The sequence below is a fragment of the Sphaerisporangium flaviroseum genome (assembly GCF_039537005.1).
Taxonomy (GTDB): Bacteria; Actinomycetota; Actinomycetes; order Streptosporangiales; family Streptosporangiaceae; genus Sphaerisporangium; species Sphaerisporangium flaviroseum.
Genome location: NZ_BAAAZR010000061.1, coordinates 1 through 16,394 on the forward strand (window position 1 = coordinate 1; position 16,394 = coordinate 16,394).

At 68.5% G+C, this 16,394-nt stretch carries 16 protein-coding genes; 7 read left to right on the forward strand and 9 right to left on the reverse strand.

The window, feature by feature from the left end:
• Positions 1-372: 372 nt before the first annotated feature.
• Both trpD and ABD810_RS38840 read right to left on the reverse strand, forming a co-directional pair.
• Positions 373-1,449 (reverse strand): anthranilate phosphoribosyltransferase, encoded by a 1,077-nt coding sequence (trpD, locus tag ABD810_RS38835; protein WP_344952913.1) that lies wholly within the window; start codon positions 1,447-1,449, stop codon positions 373-375.
• A gap of 12 nt (positions 1,450-1,461) precedes the next feature.
• Positions 1,462-1,860: a hypothetical protein gene (locus tag ABD810_RS38840; RefSeq protein WP_344953053.1), complete on the reverse strand. Its 399-nt coding sequence runs from the start codon at positions 1,858-1,860 to the stop codon at positions 1,462-1,464.
• 256 nt (positions 1,861-2,116) lie between these two features.
• On the opposite strand from ABD810_RS38840, the gene ctaE reads away from it, so the two are divergent.
• From ctaE to qcrB, 4 genes are read left to right on the forward strand one after another with little or no spacing between them, the layout of a single operon-like run.
• The gene (ctaE, locus tag ABD810_RS38845) at positions 2,117-2,656 is read left to right on the forward strand and encodes an aa3-type cytochrome oxidase subunit III (RefSeq protein ID WP_486387637.1); all 540 of its coding nucleotides are present in this window, start codon (positions 2,117-2,119) and stop codon (positions 2,654-2,656) included.
• 17 nt (positions 2,657-2,673) lie between these two features.
• Positions 2,674-3,504, forward strand: a complete 831-nt coding sequence (qcrC, locus tag ABD810_RS38850) for a cytochrome bc1 complex diheme cytochrome c subunit (RefSeq protein ID WP_344952917.1) — start codon at positions 2,674-2,676, stop codon at positions 3,502-3,504.
• A complete protein-coding gene (qcrA, locus tag ABD810_RS38855; protein ID WP_344952920.1) occupies positions 3,497-4,576 on the forward strand; it encodes a cytochrome bc1 complex Rieske iron-sulfur subunit in 1,080 nt (359 codons plus the stop codon). Before qcrC ends, qcrA begins: the two co-directional genes overlap by 8 nt.
• Positions 4,573-6,228: a cytochrome bc1 complex cytochrome b subunit gene (qcrB, locus tag ABD810_RS38860; RefSeq protein ID WP_344952922.1), complete on the forward strand. Its 1,656-nt coding sequence runs from the start codon at positions 4,573-4,575 to the stop codon at positions 6,226-6,228. The genes qcrA and qcrB overlap by 4 nt, the downstream gene beginning before the upstream one ends.
• A 100-nt stretch (positions 6,229-6,328) precedes the next feature.
• Here the strand turns inward: qcrB and ABD810_RS38865 are convergent, their stop codons facing one another.
• From ABD810_RS38865 to ctaC, 4 genes are all read right to left on the reverse strand, one after another.
• On the reverse strand, positions 6,329-7,480 hold the full coding sequence (locus ABD810_RS38865; protein ID WP_344952924.1) for a L,D-transpeptidase: 1,152 nt from the start codon (positions 7,478-7,480) through the stop codon (positions 6,329-6,331).
• Positions 7,481-7,788: 308 nt separating this feature from the next.
• On the reverse strand, positions 7,789-8,184 hold the full coding sequence (locus tag ABD810_RS38870) for a cytochrome c oxidase subunit 4 (RefSeq protein WP_344952926.1): 396 nt from the start codon (positions 8,182-8,184) through the stop codon (positions 7,789-7,791).
• Entirely contained in the window at positions 8,181-9,854 is a 1,674-nt protein-coding gene (ctaD, locus tag ABD810_RS38875) for an aa3-type cytochrome oxidase subunit I (protein WP_344952929.1), read from the reverse strand. Before ctaD ends, ABD810_RS38870 begins: the two co-directional genes overlap by 4 nt.
• Positions 9,851-10,645: an aa3-type cytochrome oxidase subunit II gene (ctaC, locus tag ABD810_RS38880; protein ID WP_486387638.1), complete on the reverse strand. Its 795-nt coding sequence runs from the start codon at positions 10,643-10,645 to the stop codon at positions 9,851-9,853. The genes ctaD and ctaC overlap by 4 nt, the downstream gene beginning before the upstream one ends.
• A gap of 224 nt (positions 10,646-10,869) precedes the next feature.
• Between ctaC and ABD810_RS38885 the strand changes: the two genes are divergently transcribed.
• Both ABD810_RS38885 and ABD810_RS38890 read left to right on the forward strand, forming a co-directional pair.
• Positions 10,870-12,009, forward strand: a complete 1,140-nt coding sequence (locus ABD810_RS38885) for a cysteine desulfurase family protein (protein ID WP_344952933.1) — start codon at positions 10,870-10,872, stop codon at positions 12,007-12,009.
• Positions 12,010-12,079: 70 nt separating this feature from the next.
• Positions 12,080-12,355, forward strand: coding sequence for a sulfurtransferase TusA family protein (locus tag ABD810_RS38890; protein WP_344952935.1), 276 nt, complete (start codon positions 12,080-12,082; stop codon positions 12,353-12,355).
• 97 nt (positions 12,356-12,452) lie between these two features.
• Here ABD810_RS38890 and ABD810_RS38895 read toward each other — a convergent pair whose 3' ends face one another.
• Complete coding sequence (locus tag ABD810_RS38895) at positions 12,453-13,439, reverse strand: carbohydrate kinase family protein (RefSeq protein ID WP_344952937.1); 987 nt, start codon at positions 13,437-13,439, stop codon at positions 12,453-12,455.
• Between the two features lie 330 nt (positions 13,440-13,769).
• Positions 13,770-14,123, reverse strand: coding sequence for an iron-sulfur cluster insertion protein ErpA (gene erpA, locus ABD810_RS38900; protein ID WP_344952939.1), 354 nt, complete (start codon positions 14,121-14,123; stop codon positions 13,770-13,772).
• A 203-nt stretch (positions 14,124-14,326) separates the two neighbouring features.
• Here erpA and nadA point away from each other — a divergent pair, with 203 nt between their 5' ends.
• Positions 14,327-15,511: a quinolinate synthase NadA gene (gene nadA, locus ABD810_RS38905; protein WP_344952941.1), complete on the forward strand. Its 1,185-nt coding sequence runs from the start codon at positions 14,327-14,329 to the stop codon at positions 15,509-15,511.
• Positions 15,512-15,632: 121 nt separating this feature from the next.
• On the opposite strand, the gene ABD810_RS38910 is transcribed toward nadA, so the two are convergent.
• Positions 15,633-16,373, reverse strand: a complete 741-nt coding sequence (locus ABD810_RS38910; protein ID WP_344952943.1) for an SIMPL domain-containing protein — start codon at positions 16,371-16,373, stop codon at positions 15,633-15,635.
• Positions 16,374-16,394 lie beyond the last annotated feature (21 nt).

Sequence of the window (16,394 nt, forward strand, 5' to 3'; positions counted from 1 at the left end):
ACCAGAGCGATGAGCAGGGGCATCGGACCGTCCAGGCCGACCGGAAGCCCTCGGGCGTGAGGAAGCCCGCCCCCGCATCCCCGGATCACGCACACGATGCGTCGACGCCGGGACGCGGCGCGAAAGCGGGGGACCAGTGTGCCCAACACCGTTCGGGGCACGCGGCTGAACATGAACAACTCATGCTCAGTCTTTAGGAACGGTACGGCGGGCAACCCGGGGCGAGCCGGGGCCCATTCTCACCGAACCACCCCACGAGTTCCTCACCGAACCACGCCATGAGTTCCGCGCCGGACCCTGTCAGTCGATGGGTCTGGAACGCAGGGAAGCCATCCACCTGTGTGGATGGCTTCCCTCGTCAAGCGGGTGAGGTCAGGAGGAGTGCTTGTGGGAGCGGCTGATGTCCACCCAGCGGCTGAGGGCCTCGGCGGCCCGGCCCGAGTCGACGGCTTCGGCGGCTCGCGCGTAGGCGGAGCCCATCGCGGCGACCAGGGCCTCGCGAGGCGCGTCCGAATCGGGCCCGGGGCCGTCGGGATCGAGGCTGGCGAGGGCCGCCGCCGCGTTGATCAGCACCGCGTCGCGCACCGGGCCGGTCTTGCCGCCCACCACGTCGTGCACGGCGCGCGTGTTGAACTCCTTGTCCCCACCGCGCAGCGCGTCGGGCTCCGAACGGGGGACGCCGATGTCCAACGGGTCGAAGGAGGTCTGGACGGCGGAGCCGTCCCTGACGATCCACACCGTCGAGGTAGTGGCCGTGGAAAGCTCGTCGAGACCGTCGTCGCCACGGAACACCAGCGCGGACACGCCCCGCTCGGCGAAGACCCCGGCGACGACGGGCAGCATGCGGGCGTCGTAGACGCCGATGGCCTGCGCCGACGGGCGGGCCGGGTTGGTCAGCGGGCCGAGGAAGTTGAAGAAGGTCGGAATGCCGATCTCCTTGCGCACCGGGCCGGCGAACCGCAGGGCGGGGTGGTAGACCGGCGCGAAGCAGAACGCGATGCCCGCCTCGACGGCCGTGCGCGCCGTCAGCTCGGGCGGCAGGTCGAGCACGACGCCGAGGTGCTCAAGGACGTCGGCGGCGCCGCAGGACGAGGACGCCGCGCGGTTGCCGTGCTTGACGACCCGCGCCCCCGCCCCCGCCGCGACGATCGCGGCCATCGTCGACACGTTGACGGTGTGGGCGCGGTCGCCGCCGGTGCCCACGACGTCGACCGTCGGACCCTCGACCGACAGCGGGGTGGCGCGGTCGAGCATGGTGCGCGCGAGCCCGACCACCTCGGCCACGGTCTCGCCCTTGGCCCGCAGGGCCGTGGCGAAGGCGGCTATCTGGGCCGAGGTCGCGGCCCCGGAAAAGATCTCGCTCATGGCCCAGGCGGTCTCGTCCGCGGTGAGGTGCTCGCGGGCGAGCAGGGCGGTGAGCAGCGCGGGCCACGTGGTGCGCGCGTCCATGGAGGTCTCCGGTCAGTGAGAGGAGATGCGGGAGGCCGAGCGGCGCCGCATGAGGTCGGCCACGGCCTCCGCCAGCGCCATCGGGTCGAGCGGCTGGGCGACGACGGCGTCGGCCCGGGACCAGTCGGCGAGCCATCGGTCGTCGCGGCGCCCGATGATCAGGCAGATCGGCGGGCAGTCGTAGACCTCGTCCTTGGCCTGGCGGCTGATGCCCATGCCTCCGGCGGGAACGGCCTCGCCGTCGAGCACGGCGACGTCGATCTCTCCCGAGTCGAGCCGCTTGATGACGGCAGGCTGCGTGGCGCACTCGACGATCTCGACGAGGGGCACGTCGGCGGCCGGACGCCGCCCGATCGCCAGCCGCACCTTCTCGCGGGTGCTTGCGTCGTCGCTGTAGACGAGAACCCTCATGCTCACGGTCGCGCTCACTATCGATTGACGAGGTATGGTCACCACGGATGCTACCTGTCCCCGAGGACGGAATCCCAGACCACTCAGACTTGGCGTACTTGCAGCCTTATGTCTCATTTGTGGGACTGATGTACCCCCAACCGGGGGGTCGTGCGGCGACCCGACCAGGAGAGCCGCAATAATGCTGGGCGTGGCGACAGCATCCGCAATTACGACGACGGCAGCCCCCTCGTCCCGCCGGCCCAATCTGGTCAGTGTGGGGACGATCGTTTGGCTGTCCTCTGAGCTCATGTTCTTCGCGGCGCTGTTCGCGATGTACTTCACCATCCGGTCGGTCAGCCTCGGCCAGGGCAAGCCCTGGCCCGAGACTCATCTGGACGTCCCTTACGCGCTGGTCAACACCATCGTCCTGGTCCTGTCGAGTGTGACGTGCCAGCTCGGTGTGTGGGCCGCTGAGAAGGGCCAGGTCAAGAAGCTCCGGTTCTGGTACATCATCAGCTTCCTCATGGGCGCCTGGTTCGTCGGAGGCCAGCTGTACGAGTACAACAACCTGGTGAACGAGGGCCTGACCTTGTCCGCCAACGCCTACGGGTCGGTGTTCTACCTGACCACGGGCTTCCACGGACTGCACGTGACCGGTGGCCTGATCGCGTTCCTGTTCATGCTGGGACGCACGTACGCCGCGAAGCGCTTCACCCATGAGCAGGCCACCAGCGCGATCGTCGTGTCCTACTACTGGCACTTCGTCGACGTCGTCTGGATCGGCCTCTTCGCGACCATCTACATCATCAAATGATCGGAACGAGGATATCGGTGAACTCGATCACCGCACGGAGGCGGCATCCACTCGCGCGATACGCCGTCCTCCTCCTGGCCCTGAGCCTCCTCGGGGGGGTGTACGCCCTGCTTGCGCCCGGAGGCGACCGGGCTGACGCGGCGATCGCCTCCGGCAAGGCGGACGACGTGGCCGCGGGCAAGGAGCTCTTCGCGGCGCACTGCGCCAGCTGCCACGGCCCCAACGCCGAGGGCGCCTTCGCGCCCGGCGGTGCGTCGGGCCCGAGCCTCATCGGCGTCGGCGCGGCGGCTGTGGACTTCCAGGTGTCCAGCGGCCGCATGCCGTTGGCGAACCCCGGTCCCCAGGCCCCCCGCAAGCGCCCGCAGGAGTGGGTGAACCCGGACACCATCCGGCAGGTCGCCGCCTACGTGCAGTCGCTCGGCGGTGGCCCGACCAAGCCCTCCCTGGAAGCGGTCGACCCCAGCAAGGGTGACCCCGCGAAGGGCGGTGAGCTCTTCCGGGCCAACTGCATCCAGTGCCACAACTTCGTCGGCTCGGGCGGCGGGCTCACCTACGGCAAGTACGCGCCTCCGCTGAACCCCGCCACGCCCACGCAGATCTACGAGGCGATGGCCACGGGCCCGCAGGCGATGCCCGTCTTCAACGACAGCACGATCACCCCCGACCAGAAGCGCGACATGATCGCTTACATCGTGAGCGTCCGCAACCAGCCCGACCCGGGCGGCAGCGGTCTCGGCCGGATCGGCCCCGTCACCGAAGGCCTCGTGGCCTGGGTGGCGGGCATCAGCCTCTTGATTCTCGCCGCTATCTGGATCACCGCCAAGAAGCGTCAGGTCAACCATGACTGAGAACCCGAACGACATCGACCAGCCCGAGGAGCGCGTCCCAAGGCGTGTCATCGGCACTCCGCCCCCGCGGGGTAACGGCTCGGCGCTGGGTGCGCCGCCCAAGGGCCACGAGCCGATCGTGTACGAAGGGGTGAAGTTCCCCGACGAGGCGAGCGCCCGCAAGGGCGAGCGCGTGGCCGCCCTGCTGTTCCTGGTCGCCTTCCTGGCCTCGATCGGGTTCATCGCGTCGTACGTGATCTTCCAGGTCGGCACGATCGAGAAGACCCAGGTCTCCAACTTCGCGCTCGGTGGCACGCTGGCGCTGGCCCTGCTGGCGCTGGCGGCCGGCATCGTGGTGTGGGTCCGGCAGATCATGCCGAAGTACAGCCTGGTGCAGCAGCGGCATCCGATGGCCTCGCAGGCGGAGGTCCGCGAGGAGGTCGCGAAGACCTTCCTGCAGGGCGCCGAGGAGAGCGGCATCGTCCGGCACAAGCTGCTCCGCCGCACGCTGCTGCTGGCGGCGGCCCCGCTCGGCCTGCTGCCGCTCGTGCTGCTGAAGGACCTCGGCCCGCTCCCGGGCACCACGCTGCGGCACACGGTGTGGAAGAAGGGCCTTCGCCTGATGATCGAGGGCACCGGCCAGCCGGTCCGCGCGGCGGACTTCAACTCCCCCGGCGGCATCCTCTCGGTGGTCCCCCAAGGCTTCGAGAACGATCTGAACGCGCTGGCCAAGGCCACGCTGATCCTGATCAAGTTCCGGCCGGAAGACATCAAACCGGGCACCAAGCTCAATTGGACCCACGACAGCATCGTTGCGTACTCTAAAATCTGTACACACGTGGGCTGTCCGGCGGCGTTGTACGAGCAGACGACGCACCACATCCTCTGCCCCTGTCACCAGTCCACGTTCGACGCGGCCGACGGAGCAAAGGTCATCTTCGGCCCCGCGGCCCGTCCCCTGCCCCAGCTGCCGATCACCGTCGACGGCGAGGGGTACCTGATCGCACAGAGCGACTTCAATGTCCCGGTGGGGCCCAGCTTCTGGGAGCGCGGGGACGCCGAAGCCGAAGCAAGAGCTAGGGGGCACGCATGAGCCTCGACGGTCCGCCCAAGGCCATCGCGGGACCCGCGACTTTCCTCGACGACCGCATCGGCGCCGGGAACTTCCTCAAGCGCAACCTACGCAAGGTCTTCCCCGACCACTGGTCGTTCCTGCTGGGTGAGATCGCGCTCTACTCGTTCGTCATCCTGCTGCTCACCGGAACGTTCCTGACGTTCTTCTTCAAGCCCAGCATGGGCCACGTCCAGTACAGCGGCTCGTACGCGCCCCTGGTGGGCGTGCACATGTCCGAGGCCTACGCCTCCACGCTGAACATCAGCTTCGACGTCCGCGGCGGGCTGCTGATGCGCCAGATCCACCACTGGGCGGCGCTGCTGTTCGTGGCGGGCATGATGGTGCACATGCTCCGCGTGTTCTTCACCGGGGCCTACCGCAAGCCGCGCGAGCTCAACTGGCTCATCGGCGTGGCGCTGCTCACCCTGGCCCTTCTGGAGGGCCTGACCGGTTACTCGCTCCCCGACGACCTGCTCTCGGGCGCCGGGCTGCGCATCACCGAGGGTGTGGCCATCTCGCTCCCGCTGGTAGGCACGTACATCACCTACTTCCTGTTCGGCGGGGAGTATCCCGGTCATGATGTGATCTCGCGGTTCTACAGCATTCACATCCTGCTCATCCCGGGCATCCTGCTGGCTCTGATCTCCGCGCACCTGATCCTCATGTGGGTGCAGAAGCACACCCAGATGCCGGGCAAGGGCCGCACGGACACCAACGTGGTGGGGGCGCCGTTCTACCCCTCCTTCATGGCCAAGTCGGGCGCCTACTTCCTGTTCACCTTCGGCGTCCTGGCGCTGCTCGGCGCCTTCGCCCAGATCAACCCGATCTGGTTGTTCGGTCCATACACACCGGCCGACATCTCGGCGGGTTCGCAGCCCGACTTCTACATGGGCTTCCTCGAAGGCTCGCTGCGGATCATGCCCGCCTGGGAGATCAACTTCCTGGGCTACACGCTGCCGATGAGCGTGCTCATCCCGGCGTTGCTGCCCATGGGCATCATCATGACCGGCCTGGCGCTCTATCCCTTCGCCGAACAGTGGATCACCGGCGACCGGAGCGAGCACCACCTGGCCGACCGGCCCCGCAACAACCCGCACCGCACCTCGATCGGCATGGCCGCCATCGCGTTCTACGGCATCCTTTGGCTGCTGGGGGCCAACGACTGGATCTCGGCGAAGTTCCACATCTCGCTGTACACCACGACCGAGGTCGGCCGGGTGCTGATCTTCGCTGGGCCCGCGATCGCCTACTGGGTCACCTACCGCATGTGCATCGGGCTGCAGCGCAGGGATCAGGAGATGGTGCTCCACGGCGTCGAGTCGGGCGTCATCAAGCGCCTGCCGAGCGGTGAGTACATCGAGGTCCACGTGCGCCCGGCCGACGACCTGCTGGCCCACGTCCAGGGAAAGAAGTCCATCCCCGCGATCGAGGCCGCCCCGGACGGCGACGGCGTCCCCCCCAAGGGGATGCGGAACCCGCTCGGCAGGCTCCGGGCCAAGCTCAGCGAGACCTACTCTGCCGACACCGAGGCCATCCCTCTCGACGGGGGCGACGGTCATCCCAACGGCCACGGGCACGCCGCGGTCGGAGCCGGCGGCGGTGACGAGGAGAAGAAGTCCCTCGGCCACTGAGCCGAACCGATCCACCGATGTGGCAGGGCCCGGGCGCGACACGCGCCCGGGCCCTTTCACTTGCCCGGATCCGTCCCGAGCGGCACATGGGCCGGTCACCTCAGGAGGTGACCTTCTTCTTCGACTCCTCCGCCTTCGTGGTGGTGCTGTGGGAGACGGGGACCGCGGACAGGGCCTCCGTGGTGAACCCCGACCGCAGGCCGCTCCACCGCAGCCACTGGGGCCAGGTCTGCTGCCAGTGACCCCACCCGTTCGTGGGATCGAGCGGGCGCGGCGAGCCGCTCACGATGATCGGATCACCGATGAGGGTCGTCTCCTTGAACCAGCGGGCGTTCTCCGGGCTGATGTTCACACAGCCGTGGCTGACGTTGGAGTTGCCCTGGGAGCCGACCGACCAGGGAGCGCCGTGGATGTACTCGCCGCTGTCGGAGATCCGTACGGTGTCGTACACCGTGAGGCTGTAGTAACCGGCGCTGCCGGGCCCGGCGTCGGGAGAGGTCATGGTCGTGACGTCCTCGCGCGACATGGCCAGGTGGACGCCGTTGGTCGTGTAGTACTTCATGCTTCCGCCCCGGCCGGCGCTGAGCGGCACGGTCCTGACCAGCTTGCCGTCGCGCTCGACCGTCATCTGGTGCGTCGCGGTGTCGGCGTGGCTGACCTGCGAGCGTCCGACCGTGAACTCGCGGACGTAGTCCTGGCTGCCGTACATGCCCGGACCGCCGTGCACCCCGGCGAGCTGGGCGACCAGCTTCACCTTGGTGTGGGCCGGCCACCACGTCTTCGGCCGGTAGGTGATCGACTTGTCGTCGAACCAGTGCCAGGCCCCCTCGACCGGCTTGGACGACTGCACCAGCAGGTTGCGCTCGACCGCCACCCGGTCGGTGATGGGGCGGTCGAAGGTCAGCATGATCGGCATGCCGATGCCGACGGTCATGCCGGTGATCTCCTTGTTGGGCAGGATCTTGTCGATGGCGAACAGCTGTGTCGCCTTGACGGTGGAGAACTCGCTGCTCACCTGCTTGGTCTTGCCTCCGGGCCCCGTGGCGACGACGGTGACCTGGTAGGTCTCCCCCGGAGCCATCGTGCGCTTGCTGCGCCATTGAGTGCGATCGGCGCTCAGCACGCCGGCGATCTGTGTGCCCTTCGACTTCGCGCGCACGGTGACGCTTCTGAGAGCGCCGTTGACGGCCCCGACCATGACGGGAAGCTCAGGGGCCACCTGACCGGCCCCATTGCCCGGAGAGACGCTCACAGCCACGTCCGACCGTGAACCAGAGGCACCTCGTCCTTCCCTGTCGTTGCCGGAACTCACGCAACCACCTGCCAGCAGCAGAGCCAGCGCCCCCGTTCCAAGGGCGACCACCCGGATTTCGACGTGTCCCACTTGACGTCTCCCCCGCTCCGATGGATCACTCCTTGTGAGTTATTACCCGGTTACTGCGTGTCGTGTACCTGCAGTGAGGGCGAAAGGCACAATGAGCAGCAAAAAAGCCTCGCGGGCGACCGACGTTCCCTTGAAGGAACACATCGGTCGCCCGCGAGGCGGGCCGTACCACGTCGTCAGTGCGAGAAGTGGCCCCGGTAGTACTGGAAGACGAAACCGATCGAGGCCATGACGACCGCGAACGCCCCGATGAGGAACATCCACCAGCCGACGACGAAGCCGACGACCATGAACGCGACCGCGAGGCAGACGAACAGCGGCCACCAGCTCGAAGGGCTGAAGAAGCCCAGCTCGCCGGCGCCGTCGCTGATCTCGGCGTCCTTGCGGTCTTCGGGCTGCTCGCCGATGCGGCGGGCGGTGAAGAGCAGGTAATAGCCGATCATCAGCGCGAGGCCCACGGAGATGGCCAGCGCGGTGGTGCCGGTGGGCTCCTTCGACCAGAACCAGTAGACGAGGTCCACGGCGGCGAAGAAGACGCCGCAGAGGAGAAACATCCAGCCCTGAACCTTCATCGGGCCTCCTCCAGCTCCTCGACCGGCGCGAGCCGGTGCGGGTTGTGCAGGTCAAAGGCCGGACGCTCCGACCGGATCCGCGGCAGCTTGGTGAAGTTGTGCCGCGGCGGCGGGCACGAGGTCGCCCACTCCAGCGAGTTGCCGAAGCCCCACGGGTCGTCCACGGTGACCTTCGGAGCGGTCTTCGCGGTGCGCCACACGTTGTACAGGAACGGCAGCGTGGAGGCGCCCAGGATGAAGGCGCCGACCGACGAGATCATGTTCAGGTCGGTGAAGTTGTCGACCGCGGAGTAGTCGGCGTAGCGCCGCGGGAAGCCCTCGGCGCCGAGCCAGTGCTGCACCAGGAAGGTGGTGTGGAAGCCGATGAACAGCGTCCAGAAGTGCCACTTGCCGAGCGTGTCGTTGAGCATCTTGCCGGTGAACTTCGGCCACCAGAAGTAGAACCCGGCGAACATCGCGAACACGACGGTGCCGAACACGACGTAGTGGAAGTGGGCGACCACGAAGTAGGAGTCGCTCACCTGGAAGTCGAGCGGCGGCGAGGCCAGGATGATGCCGGTCAGGCCGCCGAACAGGAACGTGACCAGGAACCCGACCGCGAACAGCATCGGCGAGGCGAAGGTCAGATGGCCTCGCCACATCGTGCCGATCCAGTTGAAGAACTTCACTCCGGTCGGCACGGCGATCAGGAAGGTCATGAACGAGAAGAACGGCAGCAGCACCTGGCCGGTGACGAACATGTGGTGCGCCCACACCGCCGCCGACAGGCCCGCGATGGCGATCGTCGCGCCGACGAGGCTGATGTAGCCGAAGACCGGCTTGCGGCTGAAGACCGGGAGCACCTCGGTGATGATGCCGAAGAACGGCAAGGCGATGATGTACACCTCTGGATGGCCGAAGAACCAGAAGAGGTGTTGCCACAGCATGGCGCCACCGGTCGTGGAGTCGAAGATGTGCGCTCCGAGCTGCCGATCGGCCTCCAGCGCCAGCAGCGCGGCGGCGAGCACGGGGAAGGCCAGCAGCACCAGGATGCTGGTGAGCAGGATGTTCCAGGTGAAGATCGGCATGCGGAACATCGTCATGCCCGGCGCGCGCATGCAGATGATCGTGGTGATGAAGTTGACCGCGCCGAGGATGGTGCCGATGCCGGACATCGACAGGCCCATGATCCACAGGTCGCCGCCGATGCCCGGGGACGAGACCGCGTCGGACAGCGGCGTGTAGGCGGTCCAGCCGAAGGCCGCGGCGCCGCCGGGGGTGAAGAACCCGGAGACGGCGATCAGGCTGCCGAACAGGTAGAGCCAGTAGCTCACCATGTTGAGCCGGGGGAACGCCACGTCGGGGGCGCCGATCTGCAGCGGCATGAGCTCGTTGGCGAAACCCGCGAACAGCGGGGTCGCGAACATCAGCAGCATGATCGTGCCGTGCATGGTGAACAGCTGGTTGAACTGCTCGTTGCTGACGAACTCCAGGCCGGGCTGGGCGAGCTCGGCGCGCATGACCAGCGCCATGACGCCGCCGATCAGGAAGAACATGAACGAGGTGATCAGGTAGAGGTGCCCGATCACCTTGTGGTCGGTCGAGGAGAGCCACCGGGCGATGACGGTGCCCTTGCGGGCGCGCCGGACGGCGACGCCCGTCTGGATCGAGGGTTCGTTGACGGCGGTCACTTGGCACTCCCCGCCTGGCTATTGACGTACTGGTCGTACTCGGCCTGGGACACGAGCTTCACGGTGAAGAGCATGCGGCTGTGGTCGACGCCGCAGAGCTCGGCACAGCGCCCCGCGAGGGTGGTGCCGGGCTTGTTGAGCGTCGTGATGTCGAAGACGTTCTTCACGCCGGGGATGAGGTCGCGCTTGTACAGGAACGCGGGGACCCAGAAGGAGTGGATCACGTCCTGCGAGACGAGGTCGAACTGCACCCTCTTGTTGACCGGCAGCACCAGCTCGGGCCGGTTGGCCGGCGTGCCGACCACGCTGACGGTCTTGCCGCCGACCTGGCTGGTGAAGCGCCAGCTCCACTGGAAGCCCTCGACCTTCACCTTCACGTCGGGATTGGCCGAGACCTGGGTGACGGTCCTCTCGTCACGCGCGGTGAAGTAGAAGAACACCGCCACCATGATGATCGGAACCGTGGTGTAGAGGATCTCGATCGGCAGGTTGTACCGCACCTGGGGCGGCAGCGCGTCGGTCGTGCTCTTGCGTCTGCGATGGAACGCGCAGGCCCACAAGATGAGGCCCCAAACGACCACACCGACGGCCAGGGAGGCGATCCAGGCACCGTTCCAGAGACTCTGGATGATGCCGGCCTCCTTGGTGACGCCCTCTGGCATACCAGCACGAGACCACGTACCAGGGCCTCCACACGCCGTCACAGAAACCGTCAGCACCGCCAAAGCGGCGGCACGTGACACCCTGCGGCGGGCCAACGGACGCCGTGTAGAACGGCGGGTCGGACTCACGGATCGCCTACCCCACAGTTAAAGCCCAAGAGTCCCCCCTTGGGCGGTCGTATCAGATTCACGTTTGTTCGCGCTCTTAGTCGTCTCACGTCACGCTGGAGGACACATTAGCGCGCACTGGGGCCGCCCTCCTTCTCAGCCCCCGTTAACGCCCCGGGCGAGTGCCACCTCGCCGCCTCCGGCCCCGTGGGATCTCGCCATGGCGCGGGTGCGACCATGAACGCGTGGCGTACTTCGACGCGGCCTCGACCGAACCCCTGCATCCCGCCGCACGTGAGGCGCTGATCGCGACGCTCGACACGGGCGGCGCCGACCCCTCCCGGCTGTACGGCGCGGCGCGGCGGGCCCGCCTCCTGCTCGACCAGGCACGCGCCGAGGCGGCCGAGATACTGGGAGCCCGGCCCGACGAGGTCTCCTTCACCTCTTCGGGCACGCAGGCCGTACACCTGGGAGTGCTCGGGACGCTGCTGGGCCGGCGCCGCGCCGGGCGCCGCCTGGTGGCCGGCGCCGTCGAGCACTCCAGCGTCCTGCAGGCCGGAGCCGTGCACGAGAGCGACGGCGGCACCGTCGAGATCGTCGGCGTGGACCTCACGGGAAAGGTCGATCCGGCCGACTTCGCCGCGGCCGTCGCGCGGGAGGGCACGGCCCTCGCGTGCCTGCAGACCGCCAACCACGAGGTCGGCACCCTGCAGCCCGTCGAGGAGGCGGCGCGGGCCTGCCAGGCCGCCGGCGTGCCGCTGCTGGTCGACGCCGCCCAGACGCTGGGGCGGCTGCCCGTCCCTTCCGGGTGGTCGGTGCTGGCGGCGAGCGCCCACAAGTGGGGCGGCCCCGCCGGGGTGGGGCTGCTCGCGGTCCGCAAGGGCACCCGATGGCGTTCCCCTCTGCCCGAGGACGAGCGGGAGCGGCGCAGGGTGCCCGGCTTCGAGAACGTCCCGGCCGTCGTCGCGGCCGTGGCGGCGCTGCGCGCCGGGCTCGACGGGGCCGAGAGGGAGAACGCGCGGCTGTCGGGGCTCGTGGACCGCATCCGCGAGGCGGTGCCCCGGCTGGTCCCCGATGTGGAGGTCGTCGGCGACGCCACGAACCGGGCTCCCCACATCGTCACCTTTTCGTGCCTTTACGTGGCGGGCGAGGCGATATTGACAGAATTGGATAGAGCCGGGTTCGCCGTATCGTCCGGCAGTTCATGCACGGCGAGTACGCTACGACCATCGCACGTGTTGGAGGCGATGGGAGTGCTCACGCATGGGAACGTCAGGGTGTCGCTGCCCCGGGGCGCGACCGGCGCGGAGGTCGACCGGTTCCTCGCCGTCCTCCCGGACATCGTCCGGCGTATCCGCGAGAGCGTGGGAGTGAGGTCGTCATGAGGCGCGCCGTGCCGTGGGTCGTGGTCCCGATGCCGCGCCCAGGAGCCGCCGCGGCAAGGGTGGGATCGTGATGGCAGGCCGGCAGAGGCCCGCGGCCGAGGAGGCGCCCCAGCCTTCGGCGGCGCTGACGATCGACGCCCTCGGGCGCAAGTGCCCCATTCCGATCATCATGCTGGCCGAGCAGATCAACAACGTGCCGCTCAACGCGACCGTCTCGGTCCTGGCCGACGACCCGGCCGCCTTCACCGACATTCCGGCGTGGTGCAGGCTGAAGTCGCACCACCATGTGGCGAGCTACGAGCTTCCCCAGGGCGGCTGGGCCATCCACGTGCGACGCAACTACTGATCCTGCGCCGCCGCCGGGCACGGGCCGATCACGCACCGGCGCCCGCCGGTGGACCACGGCGGGCGCGGCGTACGGCTCAGGGATTGCGGCGTACGGCTCAGGGATACAGGCAGCGCAGGCGCGGCTCGATCTCCGCGGCGGCGTCGGCGCCGTAGGAAGCGGCGAACCGGTCGAGGAAGCCCTGCTTGCCCAGCCGGTACTCCTGGCCGCCGACATGCTCCAGCACGTGGGTGGCGGTGAGGTTGCCGAGCTGGCCGCAGCGCTCCAGGGAAAGGCCCCAGGAGAGCCCCGACAGGAAGCCCGCCCGGAACGCGTCGCCGACACCGGTCGGGTCGACCTTGCCCAGCTCGGGCGTCGGGGGGATGTTCACCGAGGGCTCGCCCTTGCGGTCGATGCGCGCGCCCTTGGGGCCGAGCGTGGTCACCCGCACCGAGACCCGGGAGAGCACCTCCTCGTCGGACCAGCCGGTCTTCTGCTCGACGAGGGCCTTCTCGTAGTCGTTGGTGAACAGGTAGGCCGCTCCGTCGATCAGCGCCCGGATGTCCTCGCCACCCATGCGGGCGAGCTGCTGGGAGCAGTCGGCCGCGAACGGGATGCCGCGCAGGCGGCACTCCTCGGTGTGGCGGAGCATCGCGTCGGGGTCGTTCGGGCTGATCAGCACCAGGTCGAGCCCGTCCACGCGGTCGGCGACCGGCTGCAGCTCGATCAAGCGGGCCTCGGCCATCGCCCCCGTGTAGAAGGAGGCGATCTGGTTGTGCTGCTCGTCGGTGGTGCACAGGAACCGGGCGGTGTGATGCACCTCCGAGACGTGCACGGAGGCGCAGTCGACGCCGTGGCGCTCCAGCCATGAGCGGTAGTCGGCGAAATCGCTGCCGACCGCGCCCACCAGGATCGGCGTCAGACCCAGACAGCCCATTCCGAAGGAGATGTTGGCCGCGACCCCGCCACGCCGGATCTGCAGATCGTCGACGAGAAAGGACAGCGAGACGCGGTCGAGCTGCTCGGCGATGAGCTGATCCCCGAAACTGCCGGGGAAGGTCATCAGATGGTCGGTCGCGATGGAGCCGGTGACGGCGATGCGCACGGGGTCGATCTCCTCGTTGTCAGCCTCGATCAGCTCGCCAAGAATACGCCACGGAAAAAGGCCTCGATCGCTTACGCGGGCTGGGTCGATCTCCGTACGATCACCGCGACGCCCCGCCGGCCTGGGCGGGAGTTTCGTCACCTGCGAGGCCGCGCCCGGCCCCCTAACCGGCCCGGGACTTTCCCATGACACCCCTTGGCCGCACGCGTAAGTGAAGCGGCAGGCGATCGGGGTGTGAGCTTGGACACGGCCCGGCCGGACGCACTGCCGCTGGACAGGCCGATACCCCGCCCGGCGGAGGATTCCACGAGCGGGGTGTCGACCGGCTATCTAGTTGAACGAGTCGCCGCAGGCACAGGAGCCCGTGGCGTTCGGGTTATCGATCGTGAAGCCCTGCTTCTCGATGGTGTCGACGAAGTCCACGGTGGCGCCCATGAGGTACGGAGCGCTCATCCGGTCGGTGACCACGCTGACGCCGCCGAAGTCGGAGACGACGTCCCCATCCATCGACCGGTCATCGAAGAAGAGCTGGTAGCGCAGGCCCGAGCAGCCACCGGGCTGCACCGCGACGCGCAGCTGAAGGCCCTCTTCGCCCTGCTGCTCCAGCAGGCTGCGGACCTTGGAAGCGGCCGCGTCGGTCAGGACCAGGCCCTGCTGCGTGGTCTCGCTGCTCTCAACCGTCATCTGTTGACTCCCCGTCTGCCCCAACGCCCCTTGGGGACGGAGGCCTTGTTTGAGGTCTCACTCAGACGCTACCAACAGCTGGGCAGCGCTACACATTCCTGTCCCATGGTGTGGTCACCTCGCCCCCCGGAGCAAGTCGCCCCGGCGGGTGTGCGATGATTAGTCGTCAACTAGACGATAAGCCCCCTAAGAGGTGTTCAGCCGTGACCACTACCGAGACCGGCCTCCCGCTCTTCATCCTCGGCCAGGGCGTCGACACGCACAGCGAGCGCGGTGTCGACTGCCCCGGCGAGCTGCCCCCGGCGTCCGACCCGGATCTGGTCGCCCGCGCGGTGAAAGCCAAGGCCGCTCTTGGCGAGAGGCTGTTCGTGCTCGGGCACCACTACCAGCGCGACGAGGTCATCCAGTTCGCCGACGTGACCGGTGACTCCTTCAAGCTCGCCCGTGAGGCGGCGGCCCGCCCGCAAGCGGAGTTCATCGTCTTCTGCGGCGTCCACTTCATGGCCGAGTCGGCGGACATCCTGACCGGCGACGCCCAGCGCGTGGTGCTGCCCGACCTCGCCGCCGGCTGCTCGATGGCCGACATGGCGACCTTCGACCAGGTGGAGGAGGCGTGGGAGGTGCTGTCCGATCTCGGTGTCGCCGAGGTCACCGTCCCGATCACCTACATGAACTCCTCGGCCGACATCAAGGCGTTCTGCGGGCGCAACGGCGGCGCGGTGTGCACGTCCTCCAACGCCCGCCGCGCCCTCACGTGGGCGTTCGACCAGACCCCGGAAGGTCCCGCCAAGCGGGCCGGGGACCGCAAGGTGTTCTTCCTGCCCGACCAGCACCTGGGTCGCAACACGGCGGTGCTGGAGATGGGCTTCTCCCTCGACGACTGCGTGGTCTACAACCCGCACCGCCCGAACGGCGGCCTCACCGACCAGCAGATCAGGGACGCCAAGGTGATCCTGTGGCGCGGGCACTGCTCGGTGCACGGCCGGTTCACCCCCGAGTGCGTCGACGAGGTCCGCGAGCGGGTCCCCGGGGTCAACGTGCTGGTCCACCCCGAGTGCAGGTACGAGGTGGTCACCAAGGCCGACCACGTCGGCTCCACCGAGTACATCATCAAGATGCTGGACGAGGCCCCGGCCGGGTCCTCCTGGGCCGTCGGCACCGAGCTGAACCTGGTCAAGCGGCTCGCCGCCCGGCATCCGGACAAGACCGTGACCTTCCTCGACCGTACGGTCTGCTACTGCTCCACGATGAACCGCATCGACCTGCCGCACCTGGTATGGGCCCTGGAGTCGCTCGTCGAGGGCGACGTCGTCAACCAGATCACCGTCGACCCGCAGACCACGCACTGGGCCAAGGTCGCTCTCGACCGCATGCTCGCCCTGCCGTAACGGGGCACGGGCGAAGAGCCGCGCCCCGAAGGGCGGGCCGGGCCCTTCCGAGGTGGCCGGGCCGGGACACCTCCGGCCCGGCCACCTGCCCTCGAGATCGACCTACGAGCGGGCCGGAACCTCAGACCAGCTCGTACACCGCGCGGATGGCGACGGAGATCGATCCCTGCCCTGGGTTGATGGACGTCTTCTCGGCCGCCGCGAAGCGTGAGGGAGAGGAGTCGCCATCCTCCTCCAGCTTGACGATGCGGCCCAGTCGGCGGCCCGTCAGCTTGGCGTACTGCCGCGCCTTGGCCAGAGCGTCCTTGTAGGCCGCCTCGCGGGCGGCCCTCACGAGGGCCGCCACCTTGGAGACCTGGAACGATATGCCGTTCAGCCGGACCTCCTCGCCCACCGCCGCCACCGCGTCGACGATCGCGTCGGCCTTGGACAGGTCGCGGACCAGTACCTCGGCCCCCTGGGACGCCCGGTACCCCACGACCTTCGGATACTTCTCGTACTCCGCCCCGAGGGACAGATCGTTGGTCCGCAGGTCGGACCCGGCCACTCCGGCCGCCAAGAGCACTTCGGTCAGCTTGTGCGCCGCCGCCTTCACGGCCGCGAACGCCTCTCCCGCCTTCTCCCTGCGCACCTCCACGCCCACGTTGAGATGCATCACGTCCGGGGTGGCCCGCACGCTCCCGCGCCCGGAGACGGCGGCCTCCGCCAACTCACTCATGGCCGTACCCGACGGGGGCGCGGGCGTCGCCGTCGCGGCAGGGGACGCCGGCGTGGAGGAGCCGGCGACCGCGAGCGCGGGGCCCGCGGGCACTCCCACGAGGACGAAGGCGGTGGCCGCCAGCACCACACTGATCTTGGTCATGGGGACATGCCACCACCGGGC